The 17,907-nt window shown below is 72.2% G+C and carries 17 protein-coding genes; 5 read left to right on the forward strand and 12 right to left on the reverse strand.

What is annotated here, in order from left to right:
• Positions 1-299: 299 nt before the first annotated feature.
• Genes hisF through hisD form a run of 7 tightly spaced genes read right to left on the reverse strand, consistent with a single transcriptional unit; the run spans position 300 to position 5,660 of the window.
• Positions 300-1,055, reverse strand: a complete 756-nt coding sequence (gene hisF, locus ABZ842_RS37955; RefSeq protein ID WP_361548140.1) for an imidazole glycerol phosphate synthase subunit HisF — start codon at positions 1,053-1,055, stop codon at positions 300-302.
• A complete protein-coding gene (gene priA, locus ABZ842_RS37960; RefSeq protein WP_361548143.1) occupies positions 1,052-1,780 on the reverse strand; it encodes a bifunctional 1-(5-phosphoribosyl)-5-((5-phosphoribosylamino)methylideneamino)imidazole-4-carboxamide isomerase/phosphoribosylanthranilate isomerase PriA in 729 nt (242 codons plus the stop codon). The genes hisF and priA overlap by 4 nt, the downstream gene beginning before the upstream one ends.
• A complete protein-coding gene (gene hisH, locus ABZ842_RS37965) occupies positions 1,777-2,421 on the reverse strand; it encodes an imidazole glycerol phosphate synthase subunit HisH (protein WP_361548146.1) in 645 nt (214 codons plus the stop codon). Before hisH ends, priA begins: the two co-directional genes overlap by 4 nt.
• Positions 2,418-2,582 (reverse strand): hypothetical protein, encoded by a 165-nt coding sequence (locus tag ABZ842_RS37970; protein ID WP_361548149.1) that lies wholly within the window; start codon positions 2,580-2,582, stop codon positions 2,418-2,420. The genes hisH and ABZ842_RS37970 overlap by 4 nt, the downstream gene beginning before the upstream one ends.
• Positions 2,579-3,172, reverse strand: a complete 594-nt coding sequence (hisB, locus tag ABZ842_RS37975) for an imidazoleglycerol-phosphate dehydratase HisB (RefSeq protein ID WP_361548152.1) — start codon at positions 3,170-3,172, stop codon at positions 2,579-2,581. The genes ABZ842_RS37970 and hisB overlap by 4 nt, the downstream gene beginning before the upstream one ends.
• Positions 3,169-4,281: a histidinol-phosphate transaminase gene (locus tag ABZ842_RS37980; RefSeq protein ID WP_361548176.1), complete on the reverse strand. Its 1,113-nt coding sequence runs from the start codon at positions 4,279-4,281 to the stop codon at positions 3,169-3,171. The genes hisB and ABZ842_RS37980 overlap by 4 nt, the downstream gene beginning before the upstream one ends.
• A gap of 56 nt (positions 4,282-4,337) precedes the next feature.
• The gene (gene hisD, locus ABZ842_RS37985; protein ID WP_361548155.1) at positions 4,338-5,660 is read right to left on the reverse strand and encodes a histidinol dehydrogenase; all 1,323 of its coding nucleotides are present in this window, start codon (positions 5,658-5,660) and stop codon (positions 4,338-4,340) included.
• 252 nt (positions 5,661-5,912) lie between these two features.
• Between hisD and ABZ842_RS37990 the strand changes: the two genes are divergently transcribed.
• The 4 genes from ABZ842_RS37990 (at position 5,913) to ybaK (ending at position 9,969) form a co-directional block, all read left to right on the forward strand.
• Positions 5,913-7,457 carry an oxidoreductase gene (locus tag ABZ842_RS37990; protein ID WP_361548179.1) on the forward strand — a complete coding sequence of 515 codons (1,545 nt, stop codon included), beginning with the start codon at positions 5,913-5,915 and terminating at the stop codon, positions 7,455-7,457.
• 200 nt (positions 7,458-7,657) lie between these two features.
• Complete coding sequence (locus tag ABZ842_RS37995) at positions 7,658-8,680, forward strand: hypothetical protein (protein ID WP_361548158.1); 1,023 nt, start codon at positions 7,658-7,660, stop codon at positions 8,678-8,680.
• An 11-nt stretch (positions 8,681-8,691) separates the two neighbouring features.
• Positions 8,692-9,432, forward strand: a complete 741-nt coding sequence (locus ABZ842_RS38000; protein WP_361548161.1) for an LON peptidase substrate-binding domain-containing protein — start codon at positions 8,692-8,694, stop codon at positions 9,430-9,432.
• A gap of 21 nt (positions 9,433-9,453) precedes the next feature.
• Positions 9,454-9,969, forward strand: coding sequence for a Cys-tRNA(Pro) deacylase (ybaK, locus tag ABZ842_RS38005; RefSeq protein WP_361548164.1), 516 nt, complete (start codon positions 9,454-9,456; stop codon positions 9,967-9,969).
• A gap of 758 nt (positions 9,970-10,727) precedes the next feature.
• On the opposite strand, the gene ABZ842_RS38010 is transcribed toward ybaK, so the two are convergent.
• The 4 genes from ABZ842_RS38010 to ABZ842_RS38025 form a co-directional block, all read right to left on the reverse strand.
• Entirely contained in the window at positions 10,728-11,372 is a 645-nt protein-coding gene (locus tag ABZ842_RS38010) for a hypothetical protein (RefSeq protein WP_361548167.1), read from the reverse strand.
• A 34-nt stretch (positions 11,373-11,406) separates the two neighbouring features.
• On the reverse strand, positions 11,407-12,210 hold the full coding sequence (locus ABZ842_RS38015; RefSeq protein ID WP_361548182.1) for an ABC transporter permease: 804 nt from the start codon (positions 12,208-12,210) through the stop codon (positions 11,407-11,409).
• Positions 12,211-12,230: 20 nt separating this feature from the next.
• Complete coding sequence (locus ABZ842_RS38020) at positions 12,231-13,205, reverse strand: ABC transporter ATP-binding protein (protein WP_361548185.1); 975 nt, start codon at positions 13,203-13,205, stop codon at positions 12,231-12,233.
• A gap of 164 nt (positions 13,206-13,369) precedes the next feature.
• Entirely contained in the window at positions 13,370-14,614 is a 1,245-nt protein-coding gene (locus tag ABZ842_RS38025) for an NYN domain-containing protein (protein WP_361548188.1), read from the reverse strand.
• Between the two features lie 250 nt (positions 14,615-14,864).
• Between ABZ842_RS38025 and ABZ842_RS38030 the strand changes: the two genes are divergently transcribed.
• Entirely contained in the window at positions 14,865-15,038 is a 174-nt protein-coding gene (locus ABZ842_RS38030) for a hypothetical protein (RefSeq protein ID WP_361548170.1), read from the forward strand.
• A gap of 94 nt (positions 15,039-15,132) precedes the next feature.
• On the opposite strand, the gene dnaE is transcribed toward ABZ842_RS38030, so the two are convergent.
• The coding region (dnaE, locus tag ABZ842_RS38035; RefSeq protein WP_361548173.1) for a DNA polymerase III subunit alpha at positions 15,133-17,907 on the reverse strand (2,775 nt) is incomplete at its 5' end.

A 17,907-nucleotide genomic window follows, 5' to 3' on the forward strand; every position in this document is an offset into this window, starting at 1 on the left:
GGGGGCCCGGGTGGGCGGCTGGCCCCCCCCCCCCCCCCCCCCCAACCCCCCCCGGGCCCCCCCACCCCGGGGGCGCGGGGAACTGCGCGACAAGCCACGATGTGCCCGCGGGGATCGAACTGTCCGTTGGGCTACGGCGGGGGTTTGGGGGCGCGGGGAACTGCGCGAGAAACCCACCACCGGGCCGCAGGGACCAGTGTTCCTATGGGGCTACGGCGGGGGTGTCACCGGGGCGCGCTCGCGAGCTGGTCGCAGGCGTTGGCGCCGAGCACAGCGCAGCGGCAACCGCAGCGGCAACCTCAGCGGACCGGGTGCCCCGCATCCCGCAGCGCCGACTTCACCTCCGCGATCCGCAGGTCGCCGAAGTGGAAGACCGACGCCGCCAGCACCGCGTCCGCCCCCGCCTCCACCGCCGGCGCGAAGTCCGAGACGCGGCCCGCGCCGCCGCTCGCGATCACGGGGACCGTGACGTGCCGGCGCACCGCCGCGATCATCTCGGTGTCGTAGCCGTCCTTCGTGCCGTCCGCGTCCATGGAGTTCAGCAGGATCTCCCCGGCCCCCAGCTCCGCCGCCCGGTGCGCCCACTCCACCGCGTCGATGCCGGCGCTCCGGCGACCGCCGTGGGTGGTGACCTCGAAGGAGCCGGACGCGGTGCGCCGGGCGTCCACCGACAGCACCAGCACCTGGCGGCCGAAGCGCTCCGCGATCTCCCGGATCAGCTCGGGGCGGGCGATCGCCGCGGTGTTGACGCCGACTTTGTCCGCGCCGGCCCGCAGCAGCCGGTCCACGTCCTCCACGGTGCGCACCCCACCGCCGACGGTGAGCGGGATGAAGACCTGCTCGGCGGTGCGGCGCACCACGTCGTACGTGGTCTCGCGGTTGCCTGAGGAGGCGGTGATGTCGAGGAACGTCAGCTCGTCCGCGCCCTCCGCGTCGTACAGCTTCGCCATCTCGACCGGGTCGCCGGCGTCCCGGAGGTTCTGGAAGTTCACGCCCTTGACGACCCGGCCCCCGTCCACGTCCAGGCAGGGGATCACCCTGACGGCCAGGCTCATGCCGACGCCACCGTCGCCAGGGCCTCCTCCAGGGTGAACGCCTTCGCGTACAGCGCCTTGCCGACGATCGCGCCCTCGACGCCCTGGGGGACGAGACCGGCGATGGCCCGCAGGTCGTCCAGGGAGGAGACGCCGCCGGAGGCCACGACCGGCTTGTCCGTGGCAGCGCAGACGTTCTTCAGCAGCTCCAGGTTGGGGCCCTGGAGGGTGCCGTCCTTGTTGATGTCGGTGACGACGTAGCGGGCGCAGCCCTCGGAGTCGAGGCGGGCCAGCGTCTCGTAGAGGTCGCCGCCGTCGCGGGTCCAGCCCCGGCCGCGCAGGGTGGTGCCGCGGACGTCGAGGCCGACGGCGATCTTCTCGCCGTGCTCGGCGATGACCTTGGCCACCCACTCGGGGGTCTCCAGCGCGGCGGTGCCGAGGTTCACCCGGGTGCAGCCGGTGGCGAGGGCCGCGGCGAGCGTGTCGTCGTCGCGGATGCCGCCGGACAGCTCCACCTTGATGTCCATCGCGGCGGTGACCTCGGCGATCAGCGACCGGTTGTCGCCCGTGCCGAACGCGGCGTCCAGGTCGACCAGGTGCAGCCACTCGGCGCCGGCGCGCTGCCAGGCGAGGGCGGCCTCCAGCGGGGATCCGTAGGAGGTCTCCGAGCCGGACTCGCCGTGCACGAGACGTACGGCCTGGCCGTCGCGGACGTCGACGGCGGGGAGGAGTTCGAGCGTGGTCACAGGGTTCCGATCCAGTTGGTCAGCAGCTGGGCACCGGCGTCGCCGGACTTTTCGGGGTGGAACTGGGTCGCCCACAGCGCGCCGTTCTCCACGGCGGCCACGAAGCGTTCGCCGTGGGTGGCCCAGGTCACGTGCGGCGCGCGCATCGCGGCGTTGGTGATTTCCAGCTCCCAGTCGTGCACGGCGTAGGAGTGCACGAAGTAGAACCGGGCGTCGTCGGGGACGCCGGCGAACAGGGCGCTGTCGGCGGGGGCGTCGACGGTGTTCCACCCCATGTGGGGGACGACGGGCGCCTTCAGCGGGCCGACCGTGCCGGGCCACTCGTCGAGTCCTTCGCTCTCCACGCCGTGCTCGATGCCGCGGGTGAAGAGGACCTGCATGCCGACGCAGATGCCCATCACGGGCCGGCCGCCGGACAGCCGACGGCCCACGATCCAGTCGCCGCGGGCCTCGCGCAGTCCGTTCATGCAGGCCGCGAAGGCGCCGACGCCGGGCACCAGCAGTCCGTCGGCGTTCATGGCCCGGTCGAAGTCGCGGGTGATCTCGACGTCCGCGCCGACCCGGGCGAGGGCCCGCTCGGCGGAGCGGACGTTGCCGAAGCCGTAGTCGAGGACCACGACGGACTTGCGCCCGCCGCTCATGACCACACGTCCAGTCGCATGACGCCGGCGACGAGCGCCATGGCCGCGCCGATGGACAGCAGCACGACGACGCCCTTCGGCTGCTCCTGCTTGACGAAGGCGTACACGCCGCTGAGGAGGAAGATCCCGACCGCGATCAGGATGGTCGACAGGCCGTTCACAGCGCTCCCTTGGTGGAGGGGAGGATGCCGGCGGCGCGGGGGTCTCGCTCGCTGGCGTAGCGCAGGGCCCGGGCGAGTGCCTTGAACTGGCACTCGACGATGTGGTGGGCGTTGCGGCCGTACGGAACGTGGACGTGCAGCGCGATCTGCGCCTGGGCGACGAAGGACTCCAGGATGTGCCGGGTCATCGTGGTGTCGTAGGTGCCGATCATCGGCGCCATGTTCTCCGGCTCCGTGTGCACCAGGTACGGGCGGCCGGAGAGGTCGACGGTGACCTGGGCCAGCGACTCGTCCAGCGGCACGGTGCAGTTGCCGAACCGGTAGATGCCGACCTTGTCGCCGAGGGCCTGCTTGAAGGCGGCGCCGATAGCGAGGGCGGTGTCCTCGATGGTGTGGTGGGTGTCGATGTGCAGGTCGCCGTCGGTCTTGACGGTGAGGTCGAACAGTCCGTGCCGGCCGAGCTGGTCGAGCATGTGGTCGTAGAACCCGACCCCGGTCGACACATCCGTCCTGCCGGTGCCGTCGAGGTCGATCTCGACGACGACAGCGGTCTCCTTGGTCGTGCGTTCGACCCGCCCAACGCGGCTCATGTGCTCTGCTCCTTCTTCAACTCTGCGGCGGCGTCCAGGAAGGCGTCGTTCTCGGCGGGGGTGCCCGCGGTGACCCGCAGCCAGCCCGGTACGCCGTTGTCGCGGACGAGGACGCCCCGGTCGAGGATCCGCCGCCAGGCTTCGTGCGCCCCGCCGGGGCCCTCGAACCGTCCGAACTGGACGAAGTTCGCGTCGGACTCGGTCACCTCGTAACCGATCCCGCGCAGCTCGGCGACCAGGCGGTCCCGCTCGGCCTTCAGCTGCTCCACGTACCCGAGCAGGGTATCGGTGTGCTCCAGCGCGGCGAGCGCGGTGGCCTGGGTGACGGCGGAGAGGTGGTACGGCAGCCGGACGAGCTGGACGGCGTCGACGACGGCCGGGTCGGCGGCGAGGTAGCCGAGCCGCAGCCCGGCGGCGCCGAACGCCTTGGACATCGTCCGGGAGACGACCAGGTTCGGGCGGCCCTCGATCAGCGGCAGCAGGCTGGGGCGGTGGCTGAACTCCACGTACGCCTCGTCCACGACGACCAGCGAGGGCCGGGCCGCCTGGGCTGCGTCGTACACGGCGACGACGGTGTCCGCGTCGACCGCGGTGCCCGTGGGGTTGTTGGGCGAGGTGACGAAGACCACCTCGGGGCGGTGCTCGGCGATGGCCCGCACGGCGGCTTCGGTGTCGATGGTGAAGTCGTCGTTGCGCGGGCCGGAAATCCAGCCGGTGCCGGTGCCGCGGGCGATCAGCCCGTGCATCGAGTACGAGGGCTCGAAGCCGATGGCGGTGCGGCCGGGTCCGCCGAAGGTCTGCAGCAGCTGCTGGATGACCTCGTTGGAGCCGTTGGCCGCCCACACCTGGCCGACGGTGACGGGGTGGCCCGCGGTACGGGTGAGGTACGCGGCGAGCGCGGTGCGCAGCTCGATCGCGTCCCGGTCGGGGTAGCGGTTCAGCCCGCGGGCGGCCTCGCGCACCCGCTCCGCGATGCGCTCGACGAGCGCTTCGGGCAGCGGGTAGGGGTTCTCGTTGGTGTTGAGCTGGACGGGGACGTCGAGCTGGGGCGCGCCGTAGGGCGACTTGCCGCGCAGCTCGTCCCGGACCGGCAGGTCGTCGATCCGCACCCGGTCGACGCCGGGCGTCCGCTGGTCGTGCGTCGTGCGCTGGTCGTGCGTGTCGTTCACTCGCTGGGTACCTTCCAGGCGAACCGGGCCTTGAGGGCGGCGCCGTGTGCGGGCAGGTCCTCCGCCTCGGCGAGGGTGACCACGTGGTGGGTGACCTCGGCGAGGGCGTCGCGGCTGTAGTCGACGATGTGGATGCCGCGCAGGAAGGACTGCACGGACAGGCCGGAGGAGTGGCAGGCGCAGCCGCCGGTGGGCAGGACGTGGTTCGACCCGGCGGCGTAGTCGCCGAGGGAGACCGGGGACCAGGGGCCGACGAAGATCGCGCCCGCGTTGCGCACCCGGGCGGCGACGGCCGCGGCGTCCGCGGTCTGGATCTCCAGGTGCTCGGCGCCGTACGCGTCGACGACCCGCAGGCCCTCCTCGACGCCGTCGACGAGGACGATCGCGGACTGCTTGCCGGTGAGGGCGGGCACGATCCGGTCCTCGACGTGCCGGGTGGCCTCGATCTGCGGCTGGAGCTCCTTGACGACCGCGTCGGCGAGGTCGGTGGAGTCGGTGACGAGGACGGCGGCGGCCATCGGGTCGTGCTCGGCCTGGCTGATCAGGTCGGCGGCGACGTGCACCGGGTCGGCGGTGGAGTCGGCGAGGACCGCGATCTCGGTCGGGCCGGCTTCGGTGTCGATGCCGATGCGACCGGTGAAGTAGCGCTTGGCGGCGGCCACCCAGATGTTGCCGGGGCCGGTGACCATGTTCGCCGGGGCGCACTCCTCGGTGCCGTACGCGAACATCGCGACGGCCTGGGCGCCGCCGGCCGCGTACACCTCGTCGACGCCGAGGAGCGCGCAGGCGGCGAGGATCGTGGGGTGCGGCAGCCCGCCGTGCTCCTTCTGCGGCGGGGACGCCAGCGCGATCGACGGGACGCCGGCCTCCTGAGCCGGCACCGCGTTCATGATCACGGAGGAGGGGTACACGGAACGGCCGCCGGGGGCGTACAGCCCGACGCGCTCGACGGGGACCCACTTCTCGGTGACGGTGCCGCCGGGGACGACCTGGGTGGTGTGCGCGGTGCGGCGCTGTGCGCGGTGGACGATCCGGGCGCGCCGGATGGACTCCTCCAAGGCGGCGCGGACGGCCGGATCCAGCTGCTCCAGGGCCTCGGTGAGGGCGCTCACGGGCACCCTGATGCGCTCCAGGGCGACCCCGTCGAACCGCTGCGCGTAGTCGATCAGCGCCGCCGTGCCGCGATGGTGCACGTCCTCGCAGATGGGCCGCACCTTCTCCAGGGCGGCTTCCACGTCGAACTCGGCACGGGGCAGCAGGGCGCGCAGGGCGGCCCCCTCGGGGAGGGCGTCGCCGCGCAGATCGATTCGGGAGATCACACCGACAATTCTCGCAGACCCGGAACGGCGGCCGTCGCCCGTATCACTGGCTGATACGGCACCCCGAAGGGGGAAGCCGTGCACACGAACCTGCCATGACCACTAGCGTTCACCCCGTCACTCAGCGGGAATAACGGCTGTACGCGCCCGGTTACGGGAGTCGCGCGACGCCGTCGAGGAACGGGGGAAGCGCCAGTGGCCGAGCCGTCGGACGACGGTCCTCCGGACGGGCTCAGCCCGACCGAGCAGCGCATGTGGAACGCCTTCAGGAACGGCAGCACGTTCGATCTGAGCGATCCCGATCCGCTGCGCAACGATCCCTTCTCGCCGCATCCGTGGGGGCCGGAGCGCCAGGTCCGCGCCATGGTGGTGGCCCTGCTGCTGTTGGACGGCCCGGCGCCGCACCCCGGGCGCGTCGCCGCGCTCAAGCTCCGCGGGGTGCAGGTCACGGGCGTGCTCAAGCTGGCCGGCGGCACCGTGGGCCCCTACGTCGAGCTGCACGCCTGCCGCTTCGACAGCGAGATCCTGATGCCGGAGGCGCATGTGACGACGTTGCGCCTGGTGGGCTGCGTCTTCCCGCGGCTGGAGGCGGCCCGGCTCCGCACCGAGGGCGATCTGCACCTGCCGCGCTGCCGGGTCGAGCACGGCATCCGGCTCACGGACGCGCAGATCGGCACGGACCTGCTGATCAACCAGATCCACGTGCGACCGGACCGCCGCGGGCGGGCGATCACCGCGGACGGGCTCTCGGTCGCCCAGGACCTCCAGGCCGAGCTGATCCAGACGTACGGCGAGTTCAGCCTGCGCGGCGCCAAGGTCGGGGTGTCGCTGAGCCTGCGCGGCAGCAAGCTGCGCGCGGCGGCCGACCGGCGCGCGCTGAACGCGCCCCAGCTGTCCGTCGAGCGGACGCTGTACCTGACGGGTGCCTGGGTGAGCGCGGCGACGGGCGAGTCGGGGACCACGCCCGCGTACGGCGTGATCCACACGTCCGGCGGTCGGCGCGGCACCCGGCTCCAGCCCTTCGAGTGCCACGGCGGGGTGCGGCTGGACGACGGTCGGTTCGGCGACGCGATCGACCTGCACCGGGCGCGGTTCCTGATGAACGCGGGCGAGGAGCTGTCGCTGCGCCGGATAGTCAGCCCCGAGCTGCGCTTCAACGCGGAGCGGCCCGAGGAGGGCCGGGTGGTGCTGAACGGCGCGAAGGTGGTCACGCTGGTGGACGTGGCGACGAGTTGGCCGGGCCCCGGCGGGCTCGCGATGGGCGGCTTCGTCTACGAGAACCTGGTCCCGATCGACTCCTTCCCGCTGAACCGCCGGCTGGCGTGGGTGGAGTCGGCGACGCCGGAGTACTCCCCGGAGCCGTACGAGCGGCTGGCGACCGTGCTGCGCAACAGCGGGGAGGACGCGGACGCGCGCGAGGTGCTGCTGGCCAAGCAGCGGCGCCGGCGCGAGACGCTGCCGCTGGCGGGGAAGGCGTGGGGCCACATCCAGGACCTGACGGTGGCGTACGGGTACCGGCCGGGGCGGGCGGCGCTGTGGATGGCCGTGCTGTGGGCGGCGGGCGCGCTGGTCTTCGCGGGCAACCGGCCGGCGCCGATGAAGCCGGGGGAACACCCCGAGTGGAGCGCCCCGCTGTACGCGCTGGACCTGCTCATCCCGGTGATCAACCTCGGCCAGGACGGCTATTGGCGCCTGGAGGGCGCTTGGCAGTGGGCCGCGGCGGGGCTGGTGATACTGGGGTGGATCCTGGCGACGACTGTGGCGGCTGGTGCGACGCGACTGCTGAGTCGGAACTAGGTGGTTTGTCCGGGCGTACGGACGGAAGGTTCCGGTACGCCGGGGGCGCACGGAAGCATGATCAGGCCCGCACTTTCTTCATGGGTACCCCCGGATCAGCACCTTTCTTTACGCTCTCTTGGCCTTGGTCAGAACAACCTTTCTGCCGCCACCAAAGCTTCACACCGATTCGCTGGCGCCGCCCCCACCTGCGGTTTTCAATGGTCCGCACCATGTCATTGCTCCGCGCCCTGCTGCGCACCGCACGCATGATCCGCCACACGCCCCGGCTCGCGGACGGACTGCCGCCGGACGATGCGGTACTGCTCGACGCGCCCGACGGGCGCATGGCCCCGTCGTTGGTGGCCGCCGCGCTCGGTGACTGGGAACCGGCCGCGCTCCTGCTCTCGACCGTGCGGGAAGACGCGGACTGGGAGAGCCGCGACCGCTACGTGGCCCGGCTGTCGTCCTTCGCGTACGCCCGAGACGACTGGCTGGTGCGCTGGCTCGCGCACGCCCCGCGCGACCCGGACGCACTGGTAGTGAAGGCGGAGTTGGAGGTCCGCAGGGCGTGGGCCTCGCCCGCGCGCGCCGAGCGGCTGCGGGAGATCGGCCCGCTGATCGACGCCGCCGCGGACTGCGCCCCGGACGACCCGGTGCCCTGGCGGATCGCGCTGGACCACGCGCGCGGCACCCACGCCACGCACACCGCCTTCGAGGCGCTGTGGGAGCGGGCCGTGCGCCGTAGCGCGCACCACTACGGCTGTCACGTCTCGGCCCTGCGCTACCTCTCCGCGCAGTGGTACGGCTCGCACGGCGAGTGCTTCGACTTCGCCGAGAAGGCCGCGGCCGACGCGCTGCCGCACTCCCTGATCCAGGCGCTGCCGGTGCACGCGGCGTTCGCCCGGCTGCTGAACGGCGAGGGCAGTTCCGTGCACCGGGAGCGCATCGACGACGCCGCGGACCGGGCGGTCGTGCTGCTGACGGACTACCCGCCCGCCGAACCGTGGCCCGCGGAGGTGCGGAACCTGACCGCGGCGGTGCTGGTGCGGCGGGGGCGCTGGGAGGCGGCGTTCGAGCAGTTCCGGCAGATCGGCCCGTACGCGACCACCTTTCCGTGGTCGTACTTCTCCGACGACCCCCTCGGCCGCTTCCTCGCCGCACGGCAGGGCGTACGGCACCGGCTGGCGTCCACGACGCCGTTACGGACGAGGGCAGCCCGGGGCGGCGCCGCGGACCATTAGGCTTGTCCGTCGTGACCACCGCACGTCTGCCGCTGTTTCCACTGAACTCGGTGCTGTTCCCGGGGCTGGTACTGCCCCTGAACGTCTTCGAGGAGCGCTACCGCGCCCTGATGCGCGAGCTGTTGAAGACCGACGAGTCCGAGCCGCGCCGCTTCGCCGTGGTCGCCATCCGCGACGGCCACGAGGTGGCGCCGACCTCGCCGGGCATGCCCGACCCGACGGCCCTGCCCGAACGCGGGCCCACGGCCGGCTTCGGCGCGGAACCCCTCGAGGCGTTCCACACCATGGGCTGCATCGCGGACGCCGCGACGATCCGGGAGCGCGCCGACGGCGGCTTCGAGGTCCTCGCCACCGGCACCGTCCGGGTCCGCATCCACTCCGTCGACGCCACGGGCCCCTTCCTGACCGCCGAGGTCGAAGAGGTACCGGACGTCATCGGCGAGGGCGCCGGGACGCTGGCGGAAGGCGTGCTGCGGGCCTTCCGCACGTACCAGAAGCGGCTCGCGGGGGCGCGCGAGGCGACCCTGTCCGCTCCCCCGGACCTCCCCGACGACCCGTCGGTCGTCTCGTACCTCGTCGCCGCGGCGGCGGTCCTCGACACGACGGTGAAGCAGGAGCTGCTGGAGGCGCCGGACGTGGCCGCCCGGCTGCGTCACGAGCTGACCCTGCTGCGGTCGGAGACGGCCGTGATCCGGCACCTCCCGTCGCTGCCGGCGGTGGAGCTGACGCGGGCGCCGACCCACCCCAACTGACGTCATCAGGAGCGTTGCGCAGTGGCGAAGAAGGCGAAGAACTCCGGGAAGCCGGCGAACGGCGCGGGCGGGACCCCGGCGACGGTCGCGCTGACGGCCGCGGGCACCCCGTTCGCGGTGCACGCCTACGACCACGACCCGTCGTCGCCCTCGTACGGCGAGGAGGCGGCCCAGGCGCTGGGCGTCTCCCCCGACCGGGTCTTCAAAACCCTCGTCGCCGACGTCGACGGCCAGCTGACCGTCGCGGTCGTGCCCGTCGCGGGCCAGCTCGACCTCAAGGCCCTGGCGGCGGCGGTCGGCGGCAAGCGCGCGACGATGGCGGACCCGGCGGCGGCGGAGCGCACGACGGGGTACGTGCGCGGCGGCATCTCCCCCCTGGGCCAGCGCAAGCGCCTGCGCACGGTCCTGGACGCGTCGGCGTCGGCCCACGCGACGATCTGCGTCTCGGCGGGCCGCCGCGGGCTGGAGGTGGAGTTGGCCCCCGGGGACCTGGCGGGCCTGACGGGCGCGGTGGTGGCGCCGATCGGTCGCGGGTAGTCGCGCGGGGGGTCGACGCGGGTGCGTTCCTCCGGTACGACCGGGGAAGGCGAAGAAGGGACCTCGCGATGTCGAAGCGCACCCGCAAGCGCAAGTGGCGCACCCGCAAAGCCAACCACGGCCGCCGCCCGGCGTAGCACCCGCACTTTTGGAGCTTGGCTGCCCCCAAGAACCTCCCACGAGCCCCCTCGCACCTGCGAGCCGCAACACCTCCCGCTCCGGCCGACCCCAACCGTGCCGCGCTGCGGCGCACCGAAACAACCCGGGCCCGTGCTCCTCGCCGTGTCGTGCTGCGGCGCTGGGAGCAACCCGCCCCCGGTGATGCCCGCCGTGACGCCCTGCGGCGCGCGGAGCACCCTGGACCCGGTGGTCCTTGCCGCGACGTGCTGTAGCGCACCGAAACAACCCAGGTCCGTGATCCTCGCTGTCACGTGCTGCGGCGCACTGAAGCAACCTAGGGGCGCGGGGAACTGCGCGACCAGCCATCCATGGTGTGCAGTCGACCGACGACGTACATCGCAATGGCGAGTAGTCGCGGTACCCCAAGCGCCGCTTCCCTGCGGGAGCATTGGTCTCTGCGGCCCGGCGGTGGGCTGGTCGCGCAGTTCCCCGCGCCCCTGGGTCGCTTCAGTGCGCCGCACAGCGAAGGGTTCAGCTGCACCCCCGCGCCCCCGGGGTGCTCCGGCGCGCCGCGGCACGTCGCGGCAAGGACCACCTGGTCCAGGGTGGACGAGCGCGCCGCACGGCGATGGCGCCGGTTACGTCAAGGGGCCCCAGTGCGGGGGATGCACCGGTGGGGGTGGCGGGTCCCGGGGGGCGAAGAGGGCCGTGAGGAGCAGGTGCGCCAGCATCGCTGACAGCGGCCACGCCACCAGCACCCCGTACGCCCGCAGCTCCAGCGGTCCGTCGAACGCCACCCCCGGGCCCACCGCCTTCGCGTGTGCCACCACGTCCGTCGTCGGGCCCAGCCAGACGCCCACCCGCCAGGCCACCAGCCCCGCGAGCAGCCCGCCGATGGCGAGCGCCACCACCTGGACGAGGCCGCCGCGGCGGCGCCACCAGAAGACGCCGGCCGCACTGATCGCGCCGAAGACAAAGCCGAGCAGGGCAAACGTTCCGTCCGCGCCGATCGCCTCCTCGCCCTCGGTGTCCCGGAGATAGATCTCCCGGCCGTTGGAGATCAGCGGCACCTTGGGCGCCAGCCACAGCCACAGCAGCCCCAGGGCGACCCCGAGGACCGACACGGCCACGACCACCACCGCGCCGTCGCGCAGGTCGGCGCGGAGTTCCTCGCCAGCGGACGCGTCATCGTGCCCGTCCTCCACGGGCGGCGGCGCCCGCCAGGGGTCGGGCTCGCCCGAGTCGCGGTGCGGCTGGTGCGGCGGTGTCAGCGGTGCGGTCACTACGCCATCGTGCCAGGCGTGTCGCGACCGCGCCTCATCGGACCGCCGCCCGGCGATACGCCCAGGTCGCGACCGTCAGCGAAACGACACCCACGGCCGCGCACACGCCCAGGTCGAACCCGACCGCGGCCCAGTCGGGGCTCGCGTCGAACGTCCCGGCCAGCGCTTCGACGCCGTACGTCGACGGCAGCAGGTCACGCGCGTACACGATCGGCTCCGGCAGCCGCGCGGCCGGCAGCACGCCCAGCAGCAGCGCCGCGGACATGCCCAACTGGCCCAGCAGCGTGGCCAGTTCCTGGCGAGGTGCGAGCAGCCCGAGCGCCGCGCCGAGGCCGGCCAGCGCCGCCCCGGAGATCGGGATCACGGCCACCAGCACCCACAGGTGCGTCAGCGGCAGTCCGAAGAGGACGCTGCCGGTGACCGCGGTGACCACGGTGCCGGGCGCGGTGAAGGAGGCGTACGCCGCCGCCGCGCCCAGCACGACCGCCGCGGGCGGCACGGGCAGCGTGGCGTAGTGGTCGAGCCCGCCGCTGGCCCGTAGCTGGCCGAAGTACTGGGCGAGCAGGTTCAGCGCCACGAAGGCGACGACCAGCACCGCCGAGCCGGCGACCACGGCCCGCGCCTCGTCGCCCCCGTCGACGACCCCGCGCATCAGGATCATGATCCCGACGGACTGGAAGGTCGCGACGAAGAGCAGCGGGATGCGGGCGACGCGGGCCCGCGAGAGCTGCGCCCGGTACACCGCGGCGAGCGAGGGCAGCAGCCGCGCCCGGGGCGCGAGCGGCGCCGGGAGCGGCCGGGCCGCGTCCCGTTCCCTGTTGCGCGTTCCGGTGGACACCGCAGCCGCGGGCACGATGCTCACGCTTTGACCAGCCCCTTCGTCATGTTCCCCCCGAGCGCCAGGTACACGTCCTCCAGGCTGGGCGTGGCCAGCGTGAAGTCGTCGAGCGCCGCGAAGGCCGCGCCGCCCGTGACCGCCGCGACCGCGGCGCGCGCCTCGTCCGGTGCGAGCCGGAGCACCCAGCGGCGCCCGGACTCCTGTGCCGAGCCCCGGAGCGCCGCGACCTCGGGCACGTCCAGCGGCGCGCGTTCGCGCCACACCAGTTCCACCCGTACCTCGCCCGCGATCCGTTCCTTCAGGCCGCTCGGGGTGTCGCAGGCGATCACCCGGCCGCGGTCCAGCACGGCGACCCGGTCCAGCACCGTCTCGGCCTCGATGACGTTGTGGGTGACCAGGACGACGGTCGTGCCGCGCTCGGCCCTGCGGCGGTCCACCGCGGCCCAGACGGCGCGCCGGGCGACCGGGTCCATCCCCGTGGTCGGCTCGTCGAGGACGAGCAGCGGTCGTTCGCCGACGAGCGTGGCGGCGAGGCAGGCGAGCCGGCGCTCACCGCCGGAGAGCTTCTTCAACGCCCGGCCGGCGAGCGCGGTCAGGCCCAGCTCCTCCAGGACGGCGTCGCGTTCGGCGCGCGCGTCGACGACGGAGAGCCCGCGCAGCCGTCCGGTGGTCTCGGCGGCGAGCGAGACGGTGAGTTCGTCGAGCGCCGTCGACTCCTGACCGAGGTAGCCGATCAGCCGCGCCGCCCGCTCCGGGTGGCGCACCAGGTCGTGGCCGAGGACCTCGACGCTGCCGGCGTCGGGCCGCATCAGCCCGGTCAACTGTCGTACGAGGGTGGACTTGCCGGCGCCGTTGGGCCCGAGGAGCCCGAAGATCTCGCCGCCCTGCACTTCGAGGCTGATGCCGTCGGTGGCCCGCACTTCGGGGGTGGCGGGGACCCCGCGGCGGGCGCGCACGGCAGGGTACGTCTTGACCAGTCGCCGCACCACGCACACCGTTCTCACGAGGTATGAGGGTACGGGGTCGCCCGGGGCCCGCCGTGCGCGGGGGCGGGCGTAGCACGGGCACGGGGGCGTGCGTGCTGCGGGCGCGGGGGCGTGCGTACTGCGGGCGCGGGGGCGGACGTAGTACGGGCGCGGGCGCCCCCACCAGCGCGGGGTCAGTCGCCCGCCGGGACGTGGTCCGCGGCCGTGCGGACGTCGATCTCGCGCCAGAATCCGGCCCGGATCGCGTACCGGTCGTGCTCGTCGATCTGGTCGTCCTTGTGCGCCAGCAGACCGAAGCGGGCGGCGTAGCGCAGCAGTTCTCCGTCGATCCGGTGCGGGATGCGGGGGTAGAGGGTGGAGAGCTTCTGCACGTGGCCGGTCTCCGGCAGCCGCGCCATCCAGCGGCGGGCGAAGACCTGGCCGACTTCGAAGGGGTCGCCACCGACGGTGGTGATGTCCTCCTCGCGGTCCGCCCAACGCTGTTCGGCGCTGGTGAGCTGGGCGAGGGTGGGCAGGGACGCGGTCTCGGGCGGCTCGCCGAGCGCACCGGCGCCGGGGCGGTCGATCCAGCCCTTGTCGGACGACCAGCGCAAGGTGGCGCCGGCCAGGGGCTGCGGCGCCTGCGGCGGGCCGGGGGCCCGTAGGCCGGCCAGGTCCTTGGGGGTGGGGACGCCCTTGGCCGCGGGCGCCGGGGCGTCGGCGTCGGTCGGCTCGGGGGCGGGCCGCTCCCCGTTGCCGCCGACGGACTGCGCGGCCCGCTCCTGGGCCGCGGCGGCGAGCGCGGCTTCGGGCAGCGGGGCGGAGAGGATGGCGGCGATCTCGGGCCGGGGCGCCGGCGGGGGCGCACAGACTCCGCCGATCTCCTTGGGGCGCACGGCCCCGGTGATCCAGGCGCGGTCCAGGACGCGGCGTTCGTCGGCCTCCGCCACCAGGTCCTCGGACTGGTTGTAGTCGCCGTCGGCGGCCTGGACGGCCCAGAGGTGGACGGCGACGCCGTGTTCCTTGGCGGACATCAGCCCGGGCAGCAGGTCTCCGTCGCCGGTGACGAGGACGACGTCGGAACAGGCGCGATTTCTGGCCAGCTCGGTCAGCTCCGCGTGCATGGCCGCGTCCACGCCCTTCTGCGCCCAGCGGCCGTCGCTACGGGTGAGGGCGCCGAGTCGGACCGTGACCCGGGGCATCACGCGCAGCCTTCGGTGCTCGGGCTGCGGCACGCGGTCGGGTGCGCCGTCGAACCAGTAGATACGGAGCAGGGGGCGCCCGGTGTCGCCCTCGGCGAGCTCGCGCAGGCCCTGGATGAGGGCTGCGTGGTCGACCGTGATCCGGGAGCGCGCCGGCTCTCCGGCGAGCAGGCTCGCGGCGGCACCCAGGAGATAGCCGGCATCCACCAGGACAACGCAGCGGTCCACGCGCTCCACCCTCTTTCGGGAGACTTCCGGGCCGGTCGGGAGGTTCTCCCGGGGTTCTTCCGGGTTCACGACGAGTCTGCCCGACCTCGTGACGCTTAACGGCCGGAACTCGATCAACGGCGTGGCGGAACCCCGAATCAAGCCCTTGACAAGGACCCTTTACCCACCGCAATGATCCAAAATGCGCTGTATGCCCCCATGTGTGAGTCTGGCAGCGGCCCCAAGAGGCACCCCCGAACCGCTGATGGAGGCATCCGTCATGGCCAAGAACAAGAACCGCAAGGAACGCCGAGATCGCACGCCGCCGACCGAGCACGGCCGGGAGCAGGCGAAGTCGACCGCCTACGAGTCCCAGGCCCAGCCGCAGTCGCAGGCCCAGGGCAGCCCGGCGGACGTGGCCCGCAAGCACCAGCGGCGCTTCGGCCACAACTGAGCCTGCTGAGCCTGCGCGAAGGACCGAGGATCAGGGATACGACACAGGGGCGCGCCCGTGACGACGGGCGCGCCCCTGTTGCGTGCGTCCGCGCTCAGCCGGCCAGGCAGGACGGGCCGAGCAGCACCTTCAGATCGCCGAAGAGCGCCGGATCGGGCTGGACCCGGTGCCGGTCGAGCCGGAGGACCGTGGTGGAGCGGGGGCCCTGGAGCTTGATGCGCACTTCGGTGTTGCCCTTGTGGTGGCTCAGGATCTCCCCGAGGCGGGTGACCATCGGGGGGGTCACCTTGACCGTGGGGATGGTGACGATCACCGGGGCGTTGGTGCCGGCGTTCGAGAGGTCGGGGACCTGCATCTCCATGGCGACCAGCCGGGGCACGTCCTCGCGCTTGTCCAGCCGGCCCTTGACGAAGACGACCGTGTCCTCGACGAGCTGGGTGGAGACGAGTTGGTAGGTGGCGGGGAAGAACATGCACTCGATGGAGCCGGCCAGGTCCTCGACGGTGGCGATGGCCCAGGCGTTGCCCTGCTTGGTCATCTTGCGCTGGAGGCCGGAGATGATGCCGCCGATGGTGACCACGGCGCCGTCGGCGTGCTCGCCGCCGGTGAGCTGGGAGATCGAGGCGTCCGACTTGTCGGAGAGCACGTGCTCGATGCCGAAGAGCGGGTGGTCGGAGACGTAGAGGCCGAGCATTTCGCGCTCCTGCGCGAGGAGGTAGGACTTCTCCCACTCCACGTCGGAGAACTCGACGTCGAGTCCGAAGCCGGGCTCGTCGCTCGACTCGTCCCCCATGCCGCCGAAGAGGTCGAACTGGCCCTCGGCCTCCTTGCGCTTGACCGCGACCACGTTGTCGATCATGGGTTCGTGGTGGGCCACCAGGCTCTTGCGGGTGTGGCCCATCTCGTCGAACGCGCCGGCCTTGATCAGCGACTCGACCGTCCGTTTGTTGCAGACGACCGCCTCGACCTTGTCGAGGAAGTCGGGGAAGGTGGAGTACTTCCCCTTGGCCTTGCGGCAGCGGATGATCGACTCCACCACGTTCGTACCGACGTTGCGGACGGCGGAGAGGCCGAAGAGGATCACGTCGTCGCCCTGCGCGGCGAAGTTCGACTGCGACTCGTTGACGTTCGGCGGGAGCACCTTGATGCCCATGCGGCGACACTCGTTGAGGTAGACGGCCGACTTGTCCTTGTCGTCCTTCACCGAGGTCAGCAGGGCGGCCATGTACTCGGCGGGGTAGTTCGCCTTCAGATACGCGGTCCAGTAGGTGACCAGTCCGTACGCGGAGGAGTGCGCCTTGTTGAAGGCGTAGCCGGCGAAGGGGACCAGCACGTCCCACAGGGCCTGGATCGCCTCGTCCGAGTAGTTGTTCTTGCGGGCGCCGGCCTGGAAGATCGTGAAGTTCTTCGCCAGTTCCTCGGGCTTCTTCTTGCCCATGACGCGGCGGAGGATGTCGGCTTCGCCGAGCGAGTAGCCGGCGATGATCTGGGCGGCCTTCTGCACCTGCTCCTGGTACACGATCAGGCCGTGCGTGAGGTCCAGGACCTCACGCAGGGGCTCCTCCAGCTCCGGGTGGATCGGAGTGATCTCCTGCTGCTTGTTCTTCCGCAGGGCATAGTTCGTGTGGGAGTTCATTCCCATCGGGCCCGGGCGGTACAGCGCGGAAACGGCGGAAATGTCCTCGAAGTTGTCGGGCTTCATCAGCCGCAGCAGCGAGCGCATCGGGCCGCCGTCGAACTGGAAGACGCCGAGGGTGTCGCCGCGGCAGAGCAGTTCGTACGTCTTGGGGTCGTCGAGCGGGACGGAGAGCATCTCCAGGTCGACGCCCTTGTTCGCCTTCACCATCTTGACGGCGTCGTCCATGATGGTGAGGTTGCGCAGGCCGAGGAAGTCCATCTTCAGCAGGCCCAGCGACTCGCACTGCGGGTAGTCCCACTGGGTGATGGTGACGTTATCGGTGTGCCGGACCCAGATCGGGGCGTGGTCCACGATCGGCTCGCTGGACATGATCACGCCGGCCGCGTGCACGCCCATCTGCCGCACCAGGCCCTCCACACCGCGCGCGGTGTCGATCACCTTCTTCACGTCGGGCTCGTTCTCGTACATCCCCCGGATCTCCGCGGCCTCGCTGTAGCGGGGGTGGGAGGTGTCGGTGATGCCGGAGAGATCGATGCCCTTGCCGAGCACGTCGGCGGGCATGGCCTTGGTGAGCCGGTCGCCCATCGCGTACGGGTAGCCGAGCACGCGGGCGGAGTCCTTGATGGCGTTCTTCGCCTTGATCTTTCCGTACGTGCCGATCATGGCGACCTTGTCGGCGCCGTACTTCTCGGTCACGTACCGGATGACTTCGACGCGCCTACGCTCGTCGAAGTCGATGTCGACGTCCGGCATCGAGATGCGCTCGGGGTTCAGGAACCGCTCGAAGATCAGGCCGTGCTCGATCGGGTCGAGGTCGGTGATGCCCATGGCGTAGGCGACGATCGAGCCGGCCGCGGAGCCGCGGCCGGGGCCGACGGCGATGCCGTTGTTCTTGGCCCACATGATGAAGTCGGCGACGACGAGGAAGTACCCCGGGAACCCCATCTTGATGATGACGTCCATCTCGTACTCCGCCTGCCGGGCGCGGTCGTCCGGGACGCCGCCCGGGAAGCGGCGCTCCATGCCGGAGCGGACCTCGGCCTGGAACCAGGTGGTTTCGGTGTAGCCCTCGGGGATGTCGAACTTCGGCATCAGGTTCCGGGACTCGAACATCCCCGCCGTGTCGACCTGCTCGGCGACCAGCAGCGTGTTTCGGCACCCCTCCTGCCACGCCTCCGACGAATCCACCGCATACATCTCGTCCGTCGACTTCAGGTAGTAACCCGAACC

The sequence above is a fragment of the Streptomyces sp. NPDC047315 genome, assembly GCF_040643215.1.
Taxonomy (GTDB): Bacteria; Actinomycetota; Actinomycetes; order Streptomycetales; family Streptomycetaceae; genus Streptomyces.

What these genes read in the sequence shown, in the direction of transcription:
- ABZ842_RS38030 (WP_361548170.1), top strand. Translation starts at nt 14,865, where the DNA reads ATGGCCAAGAACAAGAACCGCAAGGAACGCCGAGATCGCACGCCGCCG.
- ABZ842_RS37995 (WP_361548158.1), top strand. Translation starts at nt 7,658, where the DNA reads ATGGTCCGCACCATGTCATTGCTCCGCGCCCTGCTGCGCACCGCACGC.
- hisB (WP_361548152.1), bottom strand. Translation starts at nt 3,172, where the DNA reads ATGAGCCGCGTTGGGCGGGTCGAACGCACGACCAAGGAGACCGCTGTC.
- ABZ842_RS37990 (WP_361548179.1), top strand. Translation starts at nt 5,913, where the DNA reads ATGTGGAACGCCTTCAGGAACGGCAGCACGTTCGATCTGAGCGATCCC.
- hisF (WP_361548140.1), bottom strand. Translation starts at nt 1,055, where the DNA reads ATGAGCCTGGCCGTCAGGGTGATCCCCTGCCTGGACGTGGACGGGGGC.
- hisH (WP_361548146.1), bottom strand. Translation starts at nt 2,421, where the DNA reads ATGAGCGGCGGGCGCAAGTCCGTCGTGGTCCTCGACTACGGCTTCGGC.